Source organism: Idiomarina aquatica (genome assembly GCF_003987185.1).
Taxonomy (GTDB): domain Bacteria; phylum Pseudomonadota; class Gammaproteobacteria; order Enterobacterales; family Alteromonadaceae; genus Idiomarina; species Idiomarina aquatica.
Map to the genome: position 1 here is coordinate 16,546 of NZ_PIPS01000004.1, position 18,545 is coordinate 35,090.

The 18,545-nt window shown below is 50.8% G+C and carries 14 protein-coding genes and 2 tRNA genes; 8 read left to right on the top strand and 8 right to left on the bottom strand.

Features of this window, described 5'->3' with window-relative positions; genetic code table 11:
• Positions 1–69 precede the first annotated feature (69 nt).
• The 3 genes from CWE23_RS11155 to CWE23_RS11165 all read left to right on the top strand — a co-directional run bounded on the left by CWE23_RS11155 (position 70) and on the right by CWE23_RS11165 (position 4,075).
• Entirely contained in the window at positions 70–933 is an 864-nt protein-coding gene (locus tag CWE23_RS11155) for a class I SAM-dependent methyltransferase (RefSeq protein ID WP_126820297.1), read from the top strand.
• Between the two features lie 8 nt (positions 934–941).
• Positions 942–2,222 (top strand): phosphoribosylamine--glycine ligase, encoded by a 1,281-nt coding sequence (gene purD, locus CWE23_RS11160; RefSeq protein WP_126820298.1) that lies wholly within the window; start codon positions 942–944, stop codon positions 2,220–2,222.
• A 125-nt stretch (positions 2,223–2,347) separates the two neighbouring features.
• Entirely contained in the window at positions 2,348–4,075 is a 1,728-nt protein-coding gene (locus CWE23_RS11165; protein WP_126820299.1) for a bifunctional diguanylate cyclase/phosphodiesterase, read from the top strand.
• 6 nt (positions 4,076–4,081) lie between these two features.
• Here CWE23_RS11165 and CWE23_RS11170 read toward each other — a convergent pair whose 3' ends face one another.
• From CWE23_RS11170 to CWE23_RS11180, 3 genes are all read right to left on the bottom strand, one after another.
• Positions 4,082–4,453, bottom strand: a complete 372-nt coding sequence (locus CWE23_RS11170) for a MaoP family protein (RefSeq protein WP_105307356.1) — start codon at positions 4,451–4,453, stop codon at positions 4,082–4,084.
• Positions 4,454–4,562: 109 nt separating this feature from the next.
• Entirely contained in the window at positions 4,563–5,777 is a 1,215-nt protein-coding gene (locus CWE23_RS11175; RefSeq protein ID WP_126820300.1) for an Nramp family divalent metal transporter, read from the bottom strand.
• Positions 5,774–7,864 carry a tetratricopeptide repeat-containing diguanylate cyclase gene (locus CWE23_RS11180; RefSeq protein WP_126820301.1) on the bottom strand — a complete coding sequence of 697 codons (2,091 nt, stop codon included), beginning with the start codon at positions 7,862–7,864 and terminating at the stop codon, positions 5,774–5,776. The genes CWE23_RS11175 and CWE23_RS11180 overlap by 4 nt, the downstream gene beginning before the upstream one ends.
• 106 nt (positions 7,865–7,970) lie before the next feature.
• Here CWE23_RS11180 and CWE23_RS11185 point away from each other — a divergent pair, with 106 nt between their 5' ends.
• Complete coding sequence (locus CWE23_RS11185; protein WP_126820302.1) at positions 7,971–9,815, top strand: GNAT family N-acetyltransferase; 1,845 nt, start codon at positions 7,971–7,973, stop codon at positions 9,813–9,815.
• Entirely contained in the window at positions 9,815–10,747 is a 933-nt protein-coding gene (locus tag CWE23_RS11190; RefSeq protein WP_126820303.1) for a histone deacetylase family protein, read from the top strand. The genes CWE23_RS11185 and CWE23_RS11190 overlap by 1 nt, the downstream gene beginning before the upstream one ends.
• Positions 10,748–10,751: 4 nt before the next feature.
• Here the strand turns inward: CWE23_RS11190 and CWE23_RS11195 are convergent.
• The 3 genes from CWE23_RS11195 to orn form a co-directional block, all read right to left on the bottom strand.
• Positions 10,752–10,827, bottom strand: a tRNA-Gly gene (locus tag CWE23_RS11195).
• Between the two features lie 38 nt (positions 10,828–10,865).
• Positions 10,866–10,941, bottom strand: a tRNA-Gly gene (locus CWE23_RS11200).
• A gap of 83 nt (positions 10,942–11,024) precedes the next feature.
• Positions 11,025–11,591, bottom strand: a complete 567-nt coding sequence (gene orn, locus CWE23_RS11205; protein ID WP_105307360.1) for an oligoribonuclease — start codon at positions 11,589–11,591, stop codon at positions 11,025–11,027.
• Between the two features lie 72 nt (positions 11,592–11,663).
• Between orn and rsgA the strand changes: the two genes are divergently transcribed.
• From rsgA to CWE23_RS11220, 3 genes are read left to right on the top strand one after another with little or no spacing between them, the layout of a single operon-like run.
• Complete coding sequence (gene rsgA, locus CWE23_RS11210) at positions 11,664–12,707, top strand: small ribosomal subunit biogenesis GTPase RsgA (RefSeq protein WP_105307361.1); 1,044 nt, start codon at positions 11,664–11,666, stop codon at positions 12,705–12,707.
• A gap of 14 nt (positions 12,708–12,721) precedes the next feature.
• A complete protein-coding gene (gene asd, locus CWE23_RS11215; protein WP_420809962.1) occupies positions 12,722–13,591 on the top strand; it encodes an archaetidylserine decarboxylase in 870 nt (289 codons plus the stop codon).
• Positions 13,592–14,323 (top strand): glycerophosphodiester phosphodiesterase, encoded by a 732-nt coding sequence (locus tag CWE23_RS11220; protein ID WP_105307363.1) that lies wholly within the window; start codon positions 13,592–13,594, stop codon positions 14,321–14,323.
• A gap of 17 nt (positions 14,324–14,340) precedes the next feature.
• Here the strand turns inward: CWE23_RS11220 and CWE23_RS11225 are convergent, their stop codons facing one another.
• Positions 14,341–17,439: an efflux RND transporter permease subunit gene (locus tag CWE23_RS11225; RefSeq protein ID WP_126820305.1), complete on the bottom strand. Its 3,099-nt coding sequence runs from the start codon at positions 17,437–17,439 to the stop codon at positions 14,341–14,343.
• A 3-nt stretch (positions 17,440–17,442) separates the two neighbouring features.
• Entirely contained in the window at positions 17,443–18,498 is a 1,056-nt protein-coding gene (locus tag CWE23_RS11230; protein WP_126820306.1) for an efflux RND transporter periplasmic adaptor subunit, read from the bottom strand.
• Between the last annotated feature and the right edge of the window lie 47 nt (positions 18,499–18,545).

Sequence of the window (18,545 nt, forward strand, 5' to 3'; positions counted from 1 at the left end):
TGTTATTTGCCGCCCCGAACATTCGGGGCTAATCTTACCAACACTTATAACAACTAAAGAGGCAGTTATATGAAATATTCTGCAATCGCATTAACCATGACGTCATTGCTCGCTTTATCAGCCTGTGACTCGGCGCCACAATCTGCGGCGCCCGCCAGTACCGAACAGGGCGCCGCCATGACCATTGAACAGGCGGTCAGCCACAGTGACCGTACGCCGGCATTCGTTCAACGAGACGCTTTCCGGCATCCCGCTGAGACGCTCGCATTTTTTGAACTGGAACCCTCCATGACTGTGGTAGAAATTTGGCCCGGCGGTGGTTACTACAGTGAAATCCTGGCTCCTTACCTAGCCGAGGAAGGTACATTTTATGCGGCTCACTTCCCTGAAGAGAGCGACAGCAACTACTATCAGCGTTCACTCAGCAAGTTTAAAGAACGCCTTGCCAGCGAAGCGGTGTTTGGTAATGTGCAATTAACCCAGTTTTCACCGGTGACTCAGCTGAGCTCGGATATCGCACCGCCAAACAGTGCCGACCGTGTATTAACCTTCCGTAACCTGCACAATTGGTACATGAATGGTGGCGAAGAAGCGGTATTAAATGCCTTCCGTCAATTCCATCAGGCTCTGGTACCAGATGGCATGCTTGGTGTGGTTGACCATCGCTTACCGGAGTCAGCCGACGATGAGGCCATGGCAAACAGTGGTTACATCAAAGAGAGCTGGGTGATTGAACTGGCGCAACAGGCGGGCTTTGAGCTGGTCGAGCGCAGTGAAATTAACGCCAATCCGAAAGATACGGCAGACCACCCCAATGGGGTTTGGAACTTACCACCGACACTGAATGTGGAGGAAGGTGATGACGCAGAAATTTATAAGGCGATTGGTGAGAGTGATCGCTTCACATTAAAATTCAGAAAACCGATAGAATAAGGATACCCATGAAAGTTTTGGTTGTCGGCGGTGGTGGCCGCGAGCACGCCCTGGCGTGGAAAGCGGCGCAGTCGCCAAAAGTGGATGAAGTCTTTGTTGCTCCCGGCAATGCAGGTACCGCAACAGAGCAAGGCTTGCAAAATATTGACATTAACGCAGAAGATGTCGATGGGTTACTGGCATTTGCACAACAGCAGGCGGTTGATCTGACCATCGTCGGTCCTGAGGCGCCGCTTGTCGCCGGTATTGTTGATCGCTTTACCGAAGCGGGCCTTGCGATTTTCGGGCCGACTGCAGCAGCGGCTCAGCTTGAAGGCTCAAAAGCGTTCAGTAAAGACTTCCTGCAGCGTCATAACATTCCAACCGCCGCCTACCAGAACTTTACCGACCGTGATGCTGCTAAGGCTTATGTTCGTCAACAACCGTTACCGATCGTCATTAAAGCCGACGGTTTGGCTGCGGGTAAAGGCGTCATCATAGCCGAAACGCTTGAACAAGCCGATTCCGCCATTGACGATATGTTGGCCGGTAACCGTTTCGGCGAAGCCGGTCACCGTGTGGTTATTGAAGAATTTCTACAGGGTGAAGAAGCATCGTTTATTGTCATGGTTGACGGTAAAGACGCCGTTGCTTTTGCCTCCAGTCAAGATCACAAAGCACGTGACAACGGCGACAAGGGTCCCAACACAGGTGGTATGGGCGCTTACTCTCCTGCCCCTGTCGTTACCCCGACGGTACACGATTGGGTGATGCAACACGTGATTAAGCCAACCGTTGATGGTATGGCAGCGGAAGGTCATCCCTATACTGGCTTTCTGTACGCTGGCTTGATGATTGCCGAAGATGGCAGTGCCAAAGTGCTTGAATACAACTGCCGTTTCGGAGACCCGGAAACTCAGCCAATCATGATGCGCCTGCAGTCCGACCTGGTTGAACTGTGTCAACTGGCGATTAACGGTGAGCTTAAGCAAACACCAGTTGCGTTTGATAACCGCGCCGCGGTTGGTGTGGTCATGGCCGCAGGAGGCTATCCAGAGAGCTACAACAAAGGCGATGTGATAACCGGTATTCCGGCCGCTACCGAAGACAGCAAAGTATTCCATGCCGGCACGGCCATCAAAGACGGTCAGGTCGTTACCAGCGGCGGACGTGTTTTATGTTGTACCGCACTTGGTGATAACGTAACCCAGGCGCAACAGCGTGCTTATCAACTGGTGCAACAGATCCAGTGGGATAACGTCTACTTCCGCACCGACATTGCCCATCGTGCCATTGCCCGCGAACAATAATCAACACCTCCGGCACAGCCTTTGCTGCTGTGCCGGCCTCGCCTTTACCTTTAGCTGTAACAGCTCTGTCACAGAAATTAAGTAAACTGCCCTCTGCCATTAAATTAACAAACCGCCTGAGGGTTATGAATTCTGCGCGCGAACTGCTCAAACTTATTGAATCCAAACAGCTGTTTCCGCTGTTCCAGCCAATAATCGATACCGCAGAAGAACACATTATTGGTTATGAAGCACTGATTCGTGGTCCGCAGGGTCATCCCCTCGAATTTCCTGATGCGCTGTTCAGTGCCGCGCAACAGCATGATTTACTGTCAGAGCTGGAGCTGGCCTGCCGCGAAGCCGCAATAAGGGAATTCTTACTGTTAGATACCGACGCGCGCTTATTTCTGAACGTAAATCCTAATGTCTTACAGGATAGTGATCATCCTCACGGTACCACGCTGAGGCTCTCCCAGCAGCTGGGGATTGACCCTCGCCGTATTGTCATTGAATTATCTGAACGCTACCCAATACAGCAGCCTGAGCTGCTAAAGGAGGCGGTACTCCATTACCAACAATTAGGTTTTTTAGTCGCCATTGACGACTTAGGCGCGGGCTATTCGGGCCTTAAACTGTGGTCGGAAATTAAACCTGATTTTGTCAAAATCGACCGCTACTTCATCAGTGACTTAAACAACCAGCCGACCAAGCGTGAATTTGTACAGTCGATTACCTCTTTAGCCCGCAAGGTAAATGCGAAAGTCATTGCTGAAGGTATTGAAACCATCGAAGAGTTTCACCAACTGCACCACCTTAATCTTTTCCTTTGTCAGGGTTTTTTGTTTGCCAGACCCACCAAAAATCCACCACAAACATTGCCCGTTGAGCACTTATTGCCGCAAGCCCGTAACACCATTGCGCCCAACCCGGATACCATTGCCAGCGTTACTCGCGATGCCATTACGTTATCGCCTTTTGACAAAGCCCATAATGCGTTGGAGTTGTTCAGTAACCGTAGGACCTTGTGTTCAATTCCGATCGTTGACAATGGCAAAGCGGTCGGCATGTTACGTCGGGAGTCATTAATGGAGCTGTTTTCAGGCTCCTATGGGCGGGCGCTTTATGCGAACAAGGAGGTTTCAAGGGTGATGGACAGCAACCCGGTTGTCGTTGACTGTAACACCCCCATTGATACCGTATCGACCATTATCACCGATGACGATGACGTCGATATATTCCGCGAGTTTATCGTTACTCAAAAGCAACAGTTTTTAGGCGTTGCATCCGTTCGGGATCTGTTAAAGCGCATTACTGAACTGCGCATACAGAACGCGCGTTACGCTAATCCACTGACGTTACTGCCGGGTAACGTTCCCATTCATCAGCACCTGGATGAACTGCTGGCCGCTCGCCAATCGTTTGCCATCGCTTACTTTGATATTAATCACTTTAAGCCTTTCAACGACAATTATGGCTATGCCAAAGGTGACGAAGTCATTCGTCAACTCGGCCAACTACTGGTTCAGTATGCGGACAGCCCGTATACCTTTATTGGCCATATCGGGGGTGATGATTTTGTGGTGATTTTCCGTAAAACAGAGGTCGCCGAAGTCATATGCAAACAGGTCATCGACGCCTTTGAACAACACATTACGACCTTTTATTCAACGCAGGATAAGCAACGAGGGTATGTGTTGGCGACCGGCCGTAACGGTCAACAGCAGAGTTTTCCGCTAACGTCATTGGCGGTTGGGTTGGTGATTGTCAGTGCTGACACGATTCAATCGCATCATCAGGTAGCGGCTCTGGCCAGCGAGGCCAAAAAGCAGGCAAAACAGGAAAGCGGCAGTTACTGTTACGTTGACTGCCGCTGACCTCAATTAATCTTCAACGATCAAATCGTCTTCACTGTCCTCAGCGGAACCCGAACCAAAACTCTCATCGGCAAACTTACCCCGGCCATACATGCTGGCCACTTTGGGGCGATGAATGCGCGCCTGATATTTGGCCCACGCTTTTTCAACCAATGTCTGTGGCGCCTGTTCACCGCGAGCCGAAGCCAATAAAGCCTCATCCTCTTGGTTCTGAGGCTGGTAATCACCGTTCAGTAATGCCGTAATCAGACAGCCGTATTGGGTCAAAGCATCACTTTCGCGAATAGAGAAATCACCGGAGCGAGAAAAGCCGTAAGGATAATTACGAAAGTCATTAAATGATCTCTTTAACAGAGACTCACGAGTCATAGTGGTCATGGCAAGCCCTTCCTACAGACTAAAACCGAACAAAAAGTCTGTCGCTCAGAAACGACAAAGACGATATAGAGCGATATTCAGACTTTGTCAATTAAAATATGTGAAGGACCTAAAAAAAAGCCGCCATCAGGCTCTTACCACTGAGTAGCAGTGACACCAACATGATAACGCCAGCCAATAGATTCTGCCGGGTATTGTTGCGGTAACTGCCCAAATGTGGCTTATTGCATAACCACCAGATGAAGCCGGCCATTACTGGCAGCAAAATGCCGTTAGCTACCTGCGCCAGCCAAATCACGCTGACAGGCTTGATGCCTGCGCTACTGATAACAATCCCGATCAGTAAGATAATACTCCAGGTGGCCCGGAACGAACGGCTTTTTAAGTGACCTGACCAACCCATAATACCGCTGAGGGCGTAGGCCGATGCCAACGGCGCCGTGGTAGCAGAGGAGATCCCAGCCGCAAACAGCCCTATCGCCATCAGATACTGAGCTCCGACGCCAAACAGCGGTTCCAACGATTGCGCCAGATCAGCGGCGCTGTCGATGGTGCTCTCGCGACCAAAGAAAGCCGATGCCGCAGTCGCCAACACCGCCATCGAAATTAACCCGCCCAACGGAATCGACAGCAGACTGTCTTGTTGTGCCTGTTTCAGCTGTGACGCTGTTTGCCACTTTTTAGCGGCACTGGATGCGTGCAGAAAAAGGTTGTAAGGCACCACTGTGGTACCAATCAACGCCACTACCGTGAGCGTTGCGCCGCTTGGCATTGACGGGATAAAAAGTCCTTTCAACAGCCCCATCACGTCAGGCTGGGTTAATACGAAGGTGCCAATAAAAGCCAGACTCATTAGCAGTACTAAACCAATAAGTGCTTTCTCAATGAGCCTCGCACTACCACTCCACAGCACCGCGAACGCTACCGCACCTACCGCCACTGGCCATGCATTTTCAAGCCCTAACGACGTTAAGCTGAAATCCCCCAACAGTCCGGCCAGGCCCAGGCTGGCGCCCGATAAGTTACCGCCCTGATAGACGCTGTTACCAACGACAACGGCCGCAAAAACCAAGGCGATGAAAAAACCGCGACTGGCGGGATGCGTTAAATTTTCCCGAATATTCTCACCCAGCCCTTTTTGCGTAATCACACCAACACGTAACGCCATCTCTTGCAGGATCAGACAGGCGAGCACGGAAAACAGCAAAGCCCATAGTAGCGCGTAGCCGAAATTGGCGCCCGCCAACGACGCCGTTACTACCGTTCCCGGACCAATGAAGGCTGCCGCTACCAGCGCGCCCGGACCAAACTGCGACAGTTTCATTGTTGTGGCCCTTCGATCACCGTCAGCGTGATCCAGTTGTTGTTCATGGCTTCATTTAAGTCGTGTTCGAGTGCATTGCACGCCGTATCATAATCAACCAGCAACTCGGTAACGCCACACGCTCGATTACGGCCTCTTGCCTTGCAGGTGTAGAGCGCCATATCGGCAATCTGTAGTGCGCGTTCCCAGTCCACTTGCTGTTCGCTGAGATCAGCAAACGGCAGTTCAATAAACCCTATGCTGGTGGTGATACTGATCAACTCATCATTTATTTTAATTGGGTTCTCGGCAACCGTACGCAAAATACGTTCGGCCAGTTGGAGCAGGCTACTCTGTTTAATGCCTTTCACATAAAACAGAAATTCCTCTCCACCCCAGCGCACCAGAATGTCTGAATCGCGGCAGATGTTTTGTAACCGCTTGCTTAATTCGGTGAGAACCTTGTCACCACCGGCGTGGCCATGCCGATCATTAATCTGCTTAAAACGATCAATATCAAGCAACAGTAAGCCATCCTGACTCTTGTCTAGGGAACGAGCGCGGTCGAGCATGCGCTCTTGCAGCGCTCGTCGGTTCCAAAGACCGGTCAACGGATCCTTCAATGATTGATCGGCCAGTTGCTCATTAGCGCGATTTAACTGTTGATTGGCACGCTTCGATTTGCGGTACAACAAAAATACCAGCACCAGACAAACGGCAGAAAATGCGGTAAACAAGATCCATACAATGCGTTGTTGTTCACTATTTTTAATGATTTGCTCTTTTAATTCATTCTGCTGTTCCAACAGCTCAATCTGCTGTGCATCGTCGCGTGATTTGTAGACGGCTTGCAACTCCGTCATTTTTTCTAATTGCGCGTCCTTCAGAATGCGCTCTTTCAACTTGATACGCTCACGCAAAATCTCAGCCTCGGCTGCATAGTCACCTATCAATGCATAGGCCTGAGCTAATTCACCGAGCACCATCTCGAGTTCCGATTGCGACAAGCTGTCACGAAAGATCTGGGTCGCTTCTTCCATCTGCTTGATGCCCAGACTGTCTCCCTGTTTCACTGCAATGAAACCAAGATTAAAATCGATGGTACTGAGCATTTCATCAAATCCCAGTGCTTCCGCCTTATCACGAGCTTCCAGCAAATGCTCACGCGCCTGCTCAAACCGATCCAGCCGGAGATAAGTATCACCGAAGTTATTGAGAATGATGACTTCCTGGTAATCAGCTTCCAGTTCCTGCGCCAGCTGGTAAGCCCGTCTTAATGACTGCAGTGCCCGCTCGTAATCGCCAATCGAAATTTCGGCATAATATTTCGAAAACCACAAATCATAAGCGAGGCCCTGATAGCCTTTTTCCACGGCTTCTGGCACGGTTTCCTCAACCGTTAAAATAGCAGCATCCCACTGTTCCAATGAGATTTGAATGTTGGCAATGCGACTGAGCAAATACAGCCGCCGGCCCTCATTCAGCGATGAATCCATTTCTCCCAACGCCTGCTGCGCCTGCAGTAAGTGCTGAAGCGCTGAATCAAAACGCTCCCAGTCAACATAGATAGAGGACAGCAAGTTATGGCCGTAATAGCGAATCCGTGGCGTGCGTGTCTCGTCCAGCAGTCGTTCCAACCTGGGCACCAGTAAAAAAGCATCGCCGCGTTTACCCTCCATCACCAGGAAGTCTATGCGTGAGGCCAGTATTTCGGCTTGAGCATCTGCCAACCCAACTTGATTAGCCGCCTGTCGGAGGTCATCCAACAGCGCATAGGCCTGTTCAAAACGCTCTTCATAAGCCAGTTCGCTCGCTTGATAAGCTATCGCTCTTACGCGCGTAATCAGCGGCGTATCCGTAGAAACCTGCGCCACAATGTCTGCCAGTAAAGCTTTCGCCTGCGCTTCAGACTCGCCTGCCACGGCAAGATAGTTATCCAGCTTATCTTCCAGACGTGCATCAAGAAATTGCTCGTGTACGACTTTTTGGGCATAGCCATACATACTGAACAGGAGTATAAAAATGTAGAGTAATGACTGCGTGACTGGACGCAGCCGTGAGCCGTGCAAAGGGGGCTGGTGGAGCCTGTTTATTGTTTTTATTGTCATTGGCTCTTCTCGAGTGGCATTTGCGCTTTGATTAAAGTATCAGCAAATAATAACCGATTTTTAACATCATCACCAAGTACTCTAAACAGAATACTCTGAGGCTTATATGGCAGACAAGAAGCTCGATTGGTCAAAAATACTGAAGTCCGGACAGCGCATCTTTATTGGTTCCCATGCCGGCGTACCGACAGCGCTCATTAAAGACCTGATTGCCCACTCGAAAAACTTGCATGATATCGAAATCGTCCAGCTAATGACGTTGTCCGATAACGAATGGGCCAAGCCAGAACATCAACAGTTGTTCAAGGTAAATACGTTTTTTATTGGTGGTGAAACAGTTAGAACCGCGGTTAATGAAGGGCGCGCTGATTACACACCCTGTTTTATCTCCGATATTCCTAACTTGTTCGAGAATGGCATTTTGCCCCTCGATGCGGCATTGATCATGGTCAGCCCGGCCGATCAATACGGCTATCACTCGATGGGCGTTTCCGTGGATGTGGTTTCAGCAGCGGCCAAATTCGCCAATACGGTTATCGCGCAGGTCAATCCGCAGATGCCAGTCACTTACGGCCAGTCCTTTCTGCACAAACGTCAAATTGATTACTTTTGGGAACATGAAGAGCCATTACCCACGCTTGAACCACCGGCGACGGAAGACAGCAAGATCATCGAGCGTATCGGACAATATATTGCCCTACTGGTGCGTGATGGCTGCACCTTGCAAATTGGTGTCGGGCGCGTCTGTGCAGCGGCATTAAGATACCTCAGTAACCATAAAGATTTGGGTGTACACAGCGAACTGATTACCGACGACATCATGGAACTGATGCTAAAAGGGGTCATCAATAACCGCAAGAAGACATTTCACCCCAACAAAATCGTCACCAGTTTTTGCATGGGCACAAAAAAGCTCTATGATTTCGTACATCAAAACCCACATGTCGGCTTTTACCCGAGCGAATACGTTAATTCACCCACCAATGTTGCTCGAAATGACAATCTCATTGCCATCAACAGTGCCATTGAAGTGGACTTAACTGGGCAGGTCGTGTCCGACTCCATCGGTCACCAATTTTACAGTGGTATCGGCGGACAAGTTGACTTTAGCCGTGGTGCGTCACTGAGTAAAGGTGGAAAGCCTGTGGTTGCGCTACCTTCTACAACGGCGGATGGTAAAGTGTCTCGTATCGTTGCACACATCAAGGAAGGTGCCGGTGTGGTTACGTCACGCGGCCACGTTCATTATGTGGTAACCGAGTTCGGCGTCGCCTCACTGCGCGGCAAAAGCATCCGCGAGCGGGCGTTGGAGCTTATTCGTGTTGCCCATCCGAAGTTCCGCCAACAGTTGCTGCAACAGGTACGCCAACATTACTGGGTACCTCATTATCAGCAACAGACACCGGTCGACGTGCCTGAACTGGGCGCAATAGGTTTTAAAAAGATCCAGTTTAAAGGGGAAGAATTTGATCTGCGACCACTGTACCCGTCGGATGAACGACGCTTGCAGGAGTTTTTCTATTCGCACACCAAGGAAACCCTGCAGCTCAGGTACAACGCCGTACCAACCAGCATGAGCCGGGAGAAGTCCTGCACCCTGGTCAGCATCGATCAGTCAAAGGATCTCGCCCTCTGCATTGTGCGCCAAAAAGGCTCGGCCGCCAAAATTATGGCCGTTGGTCGCTATTACTTCATCGAATCACAAAACAGCTGTGAGGTAGCCTTCGTAACCCGTGAGCATTACCAGGGACAAGGTATGGCCAGCATGTTACTGCATGAGATGATACGTATCGCCAAATCTCGCGGCCTGCAGAGTATGCAGGCAGTCGTACTGGCAAATAATACGCCCATGCTTAACGTCTTTGAGAAAGCCGGGTTTAAACGTTTACCGGCTGATGAGCCCGGCGAAGTTTTGCTGAAACTGTCGTTGCATGATGACAAGGAAGAGTAATGTCAATTACGTTGTTTTCTCATAAAGATTGTGCGCTGCATAATCCTGACCCACACCATCCGGAATGTCCCGCTCGACTGGATGCCATTAACGATCAAATCATTCGTTCTGGCCTTGATTTTGTTATCGTCCGCGAACAAGCAACCGCCTCCGGTTTGGCGCCCATCTATCAGGTACATGATCGTGCTTATGTTGATGGCCTATTCGCTAAAGTTCCTGCCGACGGCCACATCTGGCTCGATCCAGATACACCAATGACGTCCCAAACCCTGACGTCGGCATTGATGGCGGTCGGCGCCAACATCAATGCGGTTGACCATGTCATGTCGCATACAAATCATCAGGCATTTTGCGCCGTCCGTCCACCAGGTCACCATGCCACGCGTAATCAGGCCATGGGCTTTTGTGTTTTTAACAACATCGCCATTGCCGCTCGTTATGCCATCGATCATTACGGCCTTGAGCGGGTGGCTATTGTTGATTTTGACGTACACCACGGTAACGGCACCGAAGATATTTTTGAACACGATCCGCGGGTCTTATTCTGTTCCTCGTTTCAGCAACAACTTTACCCATTTGTGGATGAAAATCACAACAACGAGCACATTCTTAGTATTGGTTTACCACCAAGCTGTAAAAACTATGAATGGCGGGAAGCGGTTTACCAACGCTGGTTCCCCAAAATTGATGCGTTCAAACCGCAACTTATTCTGATCTCGGCCGGTTTTGACGGCCACATTGAAGACGAGATGTCCCAATTCTTGTTGAAAGAAGACGATTACTATTGGGTCACCGAACAACTCAAACGGCTCGCTGATAAACACTGCCAGGGGCGGATCGTTTCAACGCTGGAAGGCGGTTATGCGCTCAGTGCGTTAGGACGTAGTGTCGTCGCTCATCTCAAGGGGATGTTGGGTAGTGATGCGTATTAGAAATTGGAGCGGGAAACGAGATTCGAACTCGCGACCCCAACCTTGGCAAGGTTGTGCTCTACCAGCTGAGCTATTCCCGCGTCTTTACTAGGTATTGCTATTCGTTGGAGGACTGACTTGGAGCGGGAAACGAGATTCGAACTCGCGACCCCAACCTTGGCAAGGTTGTGCTCTACCAGCTGAGCTATTCCCGCTTCGTCAGTGCGGCGTGTATTCTACCCATTACGCCGCATTCGTCAACACTTTTTCTGCAAAATTAACGCCACTTGGCGAACATTTAGTCAGACGGTTGCGCAAGCTTTAAAAAGTTATCGCGATAATGACGAAGTTCAGCGATGGATTCGCGGATATCTTCCAGTGCCTCATGAACACCCTTCTTCTTGAAACTGTTCAACACCTCCGGGTTCCAACGTTTTGCCAGCTCTTTTAAACTGCTTACGTCGAGGTTGCGATAGTGAAAATACGCTTCCAGTTCCGGCATATGCCTGGCGAGAAAACGCCGATCCTGGCAAATGCTGTTACCACACATCGGGCTGGTATTCGGCTCAACCCATTCCTGCAAAAACGCAATCGTTGCTTGTACCGCATGTTGTTCGCTGTATTCACTGGCCTTGATGCGATCCACCAAGCCCGAGCCGGTATGTGTTTTGACGTTCCAGTCATCCATCCGATCAAGGTACTCCTGCGGCTGGTTAATCGCAATGACAGGCCCTTGCGCCAACTCATTCAGGTTGTGGTCCGTTACGATGGTCGCTATCTCGATAATATGGTTTTGCTCAGGATCCAACCCGGTCATTTCCAAATCGATCCAAATTAAGCGTTGGCTTTTCTCATTCTCACTCATAATCCCACTCTAAACTTATGTTATTTTCAGGTATGATAGCGTCAATTTAGAAACAACAACAGGTCGCAACGATTGGCTAAAAAACGTCGCCTCAATAAAGGTCAGCAACGACGCGTCAAGCTGAACCAGCGCAAACGGCTCGAACAGCCCGATGTCGACTGGGACAACGACCAACTCGGTCCCTCGCAGGAAGGCCGGGTTATCAGTCGTTATGGCCAACACGCGGACATCATGGACAACAGCGGGGACGTTGTTCGCTGTCATATTCGGCGTGCCGTGGATAGCTTGGTCTGTGGTGATAGAGTGCAGTGGCGCCGCGCCACTTCCTCTACGGATGGTATGCAAGGTGTGGTCGAAGCGGTTCATGATCGCGACTCACTGCTATCTCGGCCGGATTTTTACGACGGGTTAAAGCCAGTGGCTGCCAATATCGACCAAATTTTAGTGATTTCCAGTGTGCTTCCCGCGTTCAGCTCACAAATTATCGATCGCTACCTTGTCGCCTGTGAAGATATTGGCATCGAACCCATTCTTGTTTTAAACAAAACCGATCTCCTGGCGACACTGGATAGCGAATTACAGCAGGAGATCGAAACCTGCCTAAGTTATTACGCCAGTATGGGTTACCAGGTCTTGCGCGTCAGCAGCGCCACAACCGACGGCCTGAGCGAGTTAATCGCACAATTACCCGGACACACATCCATTGTCGTAGGCCAGTCGGGCGTTGGTAAATCCTCATTGGTGAACAACATACTGCCCGATGTCGATACGATCACTAACGACGTTTCGGACAACTCCGGACTGGGTCAGCACACCACCACCGTGGCCACCTGGTACGAATTGCCAGAAGGCGGCGCACTGATTGATTCTCCGGGAATTCGTGAGTTTTCCTTGTGGCATTTGGAGAAAGAGCGGGTGGCCTGGGGCTTTAAAGATTTTCGTGACGTCTTAGGTGGGTGTAAATTCCGCGACTGCAAACATCAAAACGATCCCGGTTGCGCCTTGCAGGAAGCCGTGGAAGCTGGAAAAATCGCGAGCTGGCGATTACAGAACTATCATCGAATTATTGAGTCTATGAACTCACAAAAGCCCAATCGGGCCATGCAACGAGGTTAAATCACGTGTCATCCATCGACAAAATCAAGATTGCGGCACAGTACGCAATGCCAAAACATCTCCTGTCCCGCTTAGTCGGGTCATTTGCGGCCGCCAAAGCCGGTGTTTTTACGCAATTGTTTATTCGCTGGTTTATTAAACAGTATGGTATCGACATGAGCGAGGCGATCGAAGAACAGCCATCGGCTTATAAAACCTTCAATAGCTTTTTTACCCGCCGCCTCAAGCCTGAGCTGCGCCCTTTAACGGCAACCCATGGTCAGCTCGCTCATCCTGTCGATGGAACCGTCAGTCAACTTGGCGCGATTCACAGCGATCGTATCTTCCAGGCTAAGGGTCACGATTACTCATTACAGGCTCTGCTAGGCGGTCAGCAGCAAGATGCTGAGCCATTTATGGACGGTGATTTTGCGACCATTTATCTGGCGCCGAAAGACTACCACCGCATTCATATGCCGTGTGACGGAACGCTGAAGAAAATGATCTACGTGCCGGGTGACTTATTTTCCGTGAATCCACTGACTGCTGCCAATGTACCGAACCTGTTTGCCCGTAACGAGCGGGTTGTGGCTATTTTTGACACTGAGGTTGGGCCAATGGCGATGGTGTTGGTGGGCGCAACCATCGTAGCCAGTATTGGCACCGTATGGTCGGGCACCGTTACACCACCGACCGCTAAGCGCGTACATTCCTGGTCTTACCCCAGCTCCGGGCCGGAAGCGATTGAGCTCAAAAAGGGGGAAGAAATGGGTCACTTTAAATTAGGCTCAACCGTGGTTATGACCTTTGCCAAAGACAGTATTCGGTTTGACGAGTCACTCGAAGCTGGCTCTGTCACCCGCATGGGTCAGGTTATGGCGTCCATCAACGGCAGCAGTGACTAAATGAAAATCTGGGCGCACCGTGGTGCCAGCGCGGAGGCGCCGGAGAACACTCTGGCGGCCTTTTCACGCGCGATGGACGCGCAGGTTCACGGTATTGAACTGGACGTCTATGCCATTGACGGCGAGCGCTTCGTGTTCCACGACCGTTACCTTGAACGCCTTACAGCAACCCCGGGCCGTCTGAAAGACCTTAGCCAACAACAGATCCGCGAATTGCGGGTGTTTGGGCAACAAGCCATTCCGACGCTGCGCGAAGCGCTCATGCACATCAACGGTCGGTGTCACGTCAATATCGAGCTTAAAGGGGATGTCCCCAGCCCGGAATTGCTGTCTGATATCGACTACGCCCTTGCCAACACGCAATTTGAATTAACACAGATACTGGTTTCTTCGTTTAATCATCATTGGTTACAGCGCTTAAAACACCGCCGTCCTGAGGTGAACATTGGCGCACTCACTACCTGCTGCCCATTGGATTACTGCGCGTTCGCCAGCCGTCTGAGCGCCGTTGCCGCCCACATCGACGTTGATTTTGTGACTCAGGAGCTGGTCGATGACGGCCATCGCCGTAATCTTGAAGTGTATGTCTTTACCGTTGACGAACAGCACGACATTGAGGAGCTTCACGCCATGGGCGTTGACGGCATCTTTACCAATAATCCTGTATTTGCCCAGAATATATTAAAGGGGCTGTCACCGCGCGGTAACGAGCCCCTTTATCACTATCGCTAATCTCGCTCAGCGACGCGTTAATGGCGATGATCCGGATAATCTTCCTGCATGGATTCAAGCTGGCGTGTCAGCGCCAATGGCGAGGTTGTGCGTTTTGCCATTAATAAATACAGAGCCGGAATCACAAACAGCGTTAAGAAGGCTGACACCGCGACGCCCGAGAAGATAACAATACCAATCACCATGCGGCTTTCGTGACCGGGTCCCGAGCCCAGAATCAGCGGTAACGCACTCATTAACGTGGTAAAAGCGGTCATGACAATGGGTCGTAGCCGTTGTTGCGATGCGCGCAGCACCGACTCTTTAAAATCCAATCCGGTGTCACGCAGCTGGTTAGCAAACTCGACGATCAAAATGCCATTCTTAGCCGCCAGCCCGATGAGCATGACAATACCTATCTGAGAGTAGATATTGATGGTCTGCCCGGTGACATAAAGGCCAATAAAGGCACCGACAATCGCCATTGGTACCGCCAGCATAATCACTAACGGATGCACGAAGCTTTCAAACTGCGCTGCCAGGACCAAGAAGGTAATGACTAATGCCAGGCCAAACACAAAGATGATCGAACTGCCACTTTCCTGATAAAGCTGGGATTCACCTTTGTAATCAATTGAAACGTCATCCGGTAATTTGTCATCGACAACCCCTTCCAGAAACGCTAACGCTTCACCCAGTGAATAGCCTTCTGCCAAATTCGCTTCGATGGTAACGCTGCGCATGCGGTTATAGCGGTTCAGTTGTCCGGACGTCGCCCGCTCACTCACATTGACCACATTCGACAGTGGGATCAATTCGCCACTACGGCTCGACCGTACGTAAATGTTATCAATCGCTGCAGGGCTACGATAATCCGCTTTTTCCCCTTCCAGCATCACGTAATACTCTTCACCTCGGTCAAGATACGTGGTGACGCGTCGTTGTCCCAGAATCGATTGCAAGGTGATGCCGATATCCTGTACGGAAACGCCCAGATCAGCGGCACGAGCTTCATCCACTTCAACCAACAGCTGCGGTAGCGTTTCTTTATAATCGCTATCGACCTCCTGCAGGCCTGGGTTCTTCATGGCTTCTTCTATCACCACATCGCGGTATTCAGCCAATTGTTCATAGGTATTCCCCTGTAACACAAACTGCACCGGCCGGCCGCCGCCACCGCTGATACCGCTGCGCATAAAGGCAAATGCCTGTACACCGACAACTTGGTTTAACTTGGTGCGCATTTCCTCCATCAACTCAAAGGTTGACCACTCACGCTGTTCAAATGGAATGGCACCGACAATCGCGATACCCGCTGAGCCACCCCAGCCCGGCGCTCTTACAATCACCCGATCAATTTTATTTTGATCGATGTAAGGCAATAGGATCTGCTCGATTTCATCCATATGCCGCGAGTTGGATTCAAAACTGGCACCTTCAGCTCCACGGATACTGATATAAAAGGTTCCCCGGTCCTCCGGCGGCGCAAATTCTTGGGGGATAAGTTTTAACGCACCAAAACTGACAACACCGGCGAGGATCACCAATATCAACGCAAACACCGGGCGAGCGACGCTGGCTTCCAGCAGTTTTCGGTAACCATTTTCCAGCCAGGCGAAAACGGCATCAAACGCTTTACCAAACTTACTGGTTCGCTCTTTATGCGAAAGCACCTTAGAGCTTAACATCGGCGTCAGGGTAAGCGCGGCAATACTGGAGAATGCGACCGCAGCGGCAATCGCCAGCGCAAACTCGGTAAACAGTTTACCGATATTGCCTTCCAGAAAAGCCAAGGGGACAAACACCGAGATCAATACCAGAGTGGTTGCGACGACCGCAAAACCAACCTCTCGCGCACCGCGGTAGGCAGCCAATAACGGCGGTTCACCGGATTCAATACGACGATAAATGTTTTCCAACACCACGATCGAATCATCAACCACTAAGCCAATCGCTAGCACCAACGCCAACAAGGTCAGCAAGTTAATTGAAAAGCCTAGGGCAAACAGCACGATATACGAGGCTATGATCGCAACCGGTACCGTTAACGCCGGGATGATGGTTGCGCGGACATTACCGAGGAACAGGTAAATCACCACCACCACCAGACACATGGCCACTAACAAGGTGTTGTAAACTTCGTCTATCGAGCCTTGTATAAATACCGATGAGTCGTAACTGGTAGCCAGATACATGGTTTCCGGCAAGGTTTTTTCCAGCCGCTCCATCTCCGCGCGTACGTTTTCGACCACCGCCAGCGTATTCGCCTTCGACTGTTTGATGATGCCGATACCGACCATGTTTACGCCGTTACCGCGGAAGTCGGTTTTATCGTTTTCTGCACCCAGCTCAACCCGTGCGACCTCACCTAACCGCACCAAATAACCGTCATCGCCGCGACGAATCACGAGGTTTTGGAAGTCTTCCTCAGACAAGTACGAACGTGCCATACGTACGGAGAACTCGCGCTCGGTTGACTCGACTTCTCCGGCAGGTAACTCGATGTTCTCTTCCCGTAACCGGTTAACAATGTCGGTTACCGTAACTTCTCTGGCCGCCATCGCATCGCGATCCAGCCAAACCCGCATCGCGTAGCGGCGATCACCACCGATACGAACCCGCGCAACACCGTCGACAACGGCCAGACGGTCGACAATATAGCGTTCCGCATAGTCAGTGAGCTCCAGAATCGACATGCTTTCACTACGCAAATTGTACCAAACTACGGTCGTTTCATCGGACGACGCCTTGGATACCTCAGGTGGATCGGATTCTTCCGGTAAGTTATCCAATGCTCGGGATACACGCTCCCGCACGTCGTTTGATGCGGCATCAATATCACGGGTCAGATTGAATTCGATGCTGATGTTGGAATAGCCCGGGCGACTGCTTGAGCTGATGTTTTTTATCCCCTCAATGCCGCTGATACGTTCTTCAATAAGCTGAGTAATTTGCGTTTCCACGACTTCCGCGGAAGCGCCGGGATAATCCGTACTGACGCTGACGACCGGCGCATCGATATCGGGGAATTCGCGTAACGGCAACATGGTAAACGCAACGATACCGAAAATGAGTAATAGGACATTAATGACCGTGGCAAAAACCGGTCGTTTTACCGATACATCTGATAAAAACACGCGTTAGTCCTCCTGCACGTCTACGGGAACACCATCGCGCAGGCGCACTAGCCCCTCTACGATCACTTGATCACCCGGTTTTACCCCGTCGGTAATTTCAACAATACCTGGTTTACGTCGTCCAATGGTTACTTCAACACGCTGTGCCCGGCCATCCGGTGTTAATTTAAACACGTACTGCCGGCTTTGAATCGGCATCACCGCTTTTTCTGGGAGCAACAAGGTTTCATCGATGCTCCGCAGCAGTGTGATTTCCAGTAGCATACCAGGGCGTAATAAGTCACCGTCATTCGGCAGTTGTGCCCGAACCCGGACCGAGCGAGTAACCGGGTCGACACGCGAGTCAATACTGCTGATACGACCAATAAATTGCTGTCCAGGGTAGGCACTGTTTCGTGCAATCACTTCCTGATTCACGGCCAGGCTGGCAAAGTAACGCTCCGGCACACTAAAATCGACTTTAATCGGACTGATGTCGTCCAGTGTTGTAAATACATCACCCGGAGCCACTAATGCGCCCGGACTGACTTCCCGAATACCGACTCGACCGGAAAACGGTGCATAAATCTTCATTTCAGCCAAGGTAGCTTCAGCTACCTCGAGCTCCGCCTGTAGCCCATTCACAGCAACCTGCTGCTCTTCCAACTGCTGTTGAGACGCCGCATTGCCTCGGCGCAACTCGGTAAGACGATCCAACTGACGTTGCGCTTCTCCTAAACTGAATTTCAATTGCTGTACCCGGGCGACCTCTTTGCGCGCGTTCAGCTCTGCCATCAACTGACCTTGCTCAACGAAGTCACCGCTTTCAAAATAAATCTTCTCAACCACGTCCTGGGTTTGTGCGGTGATGGCGACCGTTTCGTTGGCTTGTGCTGTGCCCAGTGCCTGAATCACATCGCGAAACTCACTGAGTTCAGCAACCTGCACACGTACTGGCACACTCGGCTGTTGCCGCTCTTGCTCTTGCTGTTGTGGTGGAAATCCAAAAAAGTAAATCGCTAACGCAATAAGAACGAGAACGATAACGGTCAGTGGGTTGATCCAGGAACGTCGGGCCATGTTTACCTCTTGGCATCAGGAGACAATTAAAACATAGCCCATTGTAC

Excerpts from the sequence above, each read along its gene's own strand:
- CWE23_RS11155 (WP_126820297.1), top strand. The coding sequence starts at position 70 with ATGAAATATTCTGCAATCGCATTAACCATGACGTCATTGCTCGCTTTA.
- purD (WP_126820298.1), top strand. The coding sequence starts at position 942 with ATGAAAGTTTTGGTTGTCGGCGGTGGTGGCCGCGAGCACGCCCTGGCG.
- CWE23_RS11165 (WP_126820299.1), top strand. The coding sequence starts at position 2,348 with ATGAATTCTGCGCGCGAACTGCTCAAACTTATTGAATCCAAACAGCTG.
- CWE23_RS11170 (WP_105307356.1), bottom strand. The coding sequence starts at position 4,453 with ATGACCACTATGACTCGTGAGTCTCTGTTAAAGAGATCATTTAATGAC.
- CWE23_RS11175 (WP_126820300.1), bottom strand. The coding sequence starts at position 5,777 with ATGAAACTGTCGCAGTTTGGTCCGGGCGCGCTGGTAGCGGCAGCCTTC.
- CWE23_RS11180 (WP_126820301.1), bottom strand. The coding sequence starts at position 7,864 with ATGACAATAAAAACAATAAACAGGCTCCACCAGCCCCCTTTGCACGGC.
- CWE23_RS11185 (WP_126820302.1), top strand. The coding sequence starts at position 7,971 with ATGGCAGACAAGAAGCTCGATTGGTCAAAAATACTGAAGTCCGGACAG.
- CWE23_RS11190 (WP_126820303.1), top strand. The coding sequence starts at position 9,815 with ATGTCAATTACGTTGTTTTCTCATAAAGATTGTGCGCTGCATAATCCT.
- orn (WP_105307360.1), bottom strand. The coding sequence starts at position 11,591 with ATGAGTGAGAATGAGAAAAGCCAACGCTTAATTTGGATCGATTTGGAA.
- CWE23_RS11220 (WP_105307363.1), top strand. The coding sequence starts at position 13,592 with ATGAAAATCTGGGCGCACCGTGGTGCCAGCGCGGAGGCGCCGGAGAAC.
- CWE23_RS11230 (WP_126820306.1), bottom strand. The coding sequence starts at position 18,498 with ATGGCCCGACGTTCCTGGATCAACCCACTGACCGTTATCGTTCTCGTT.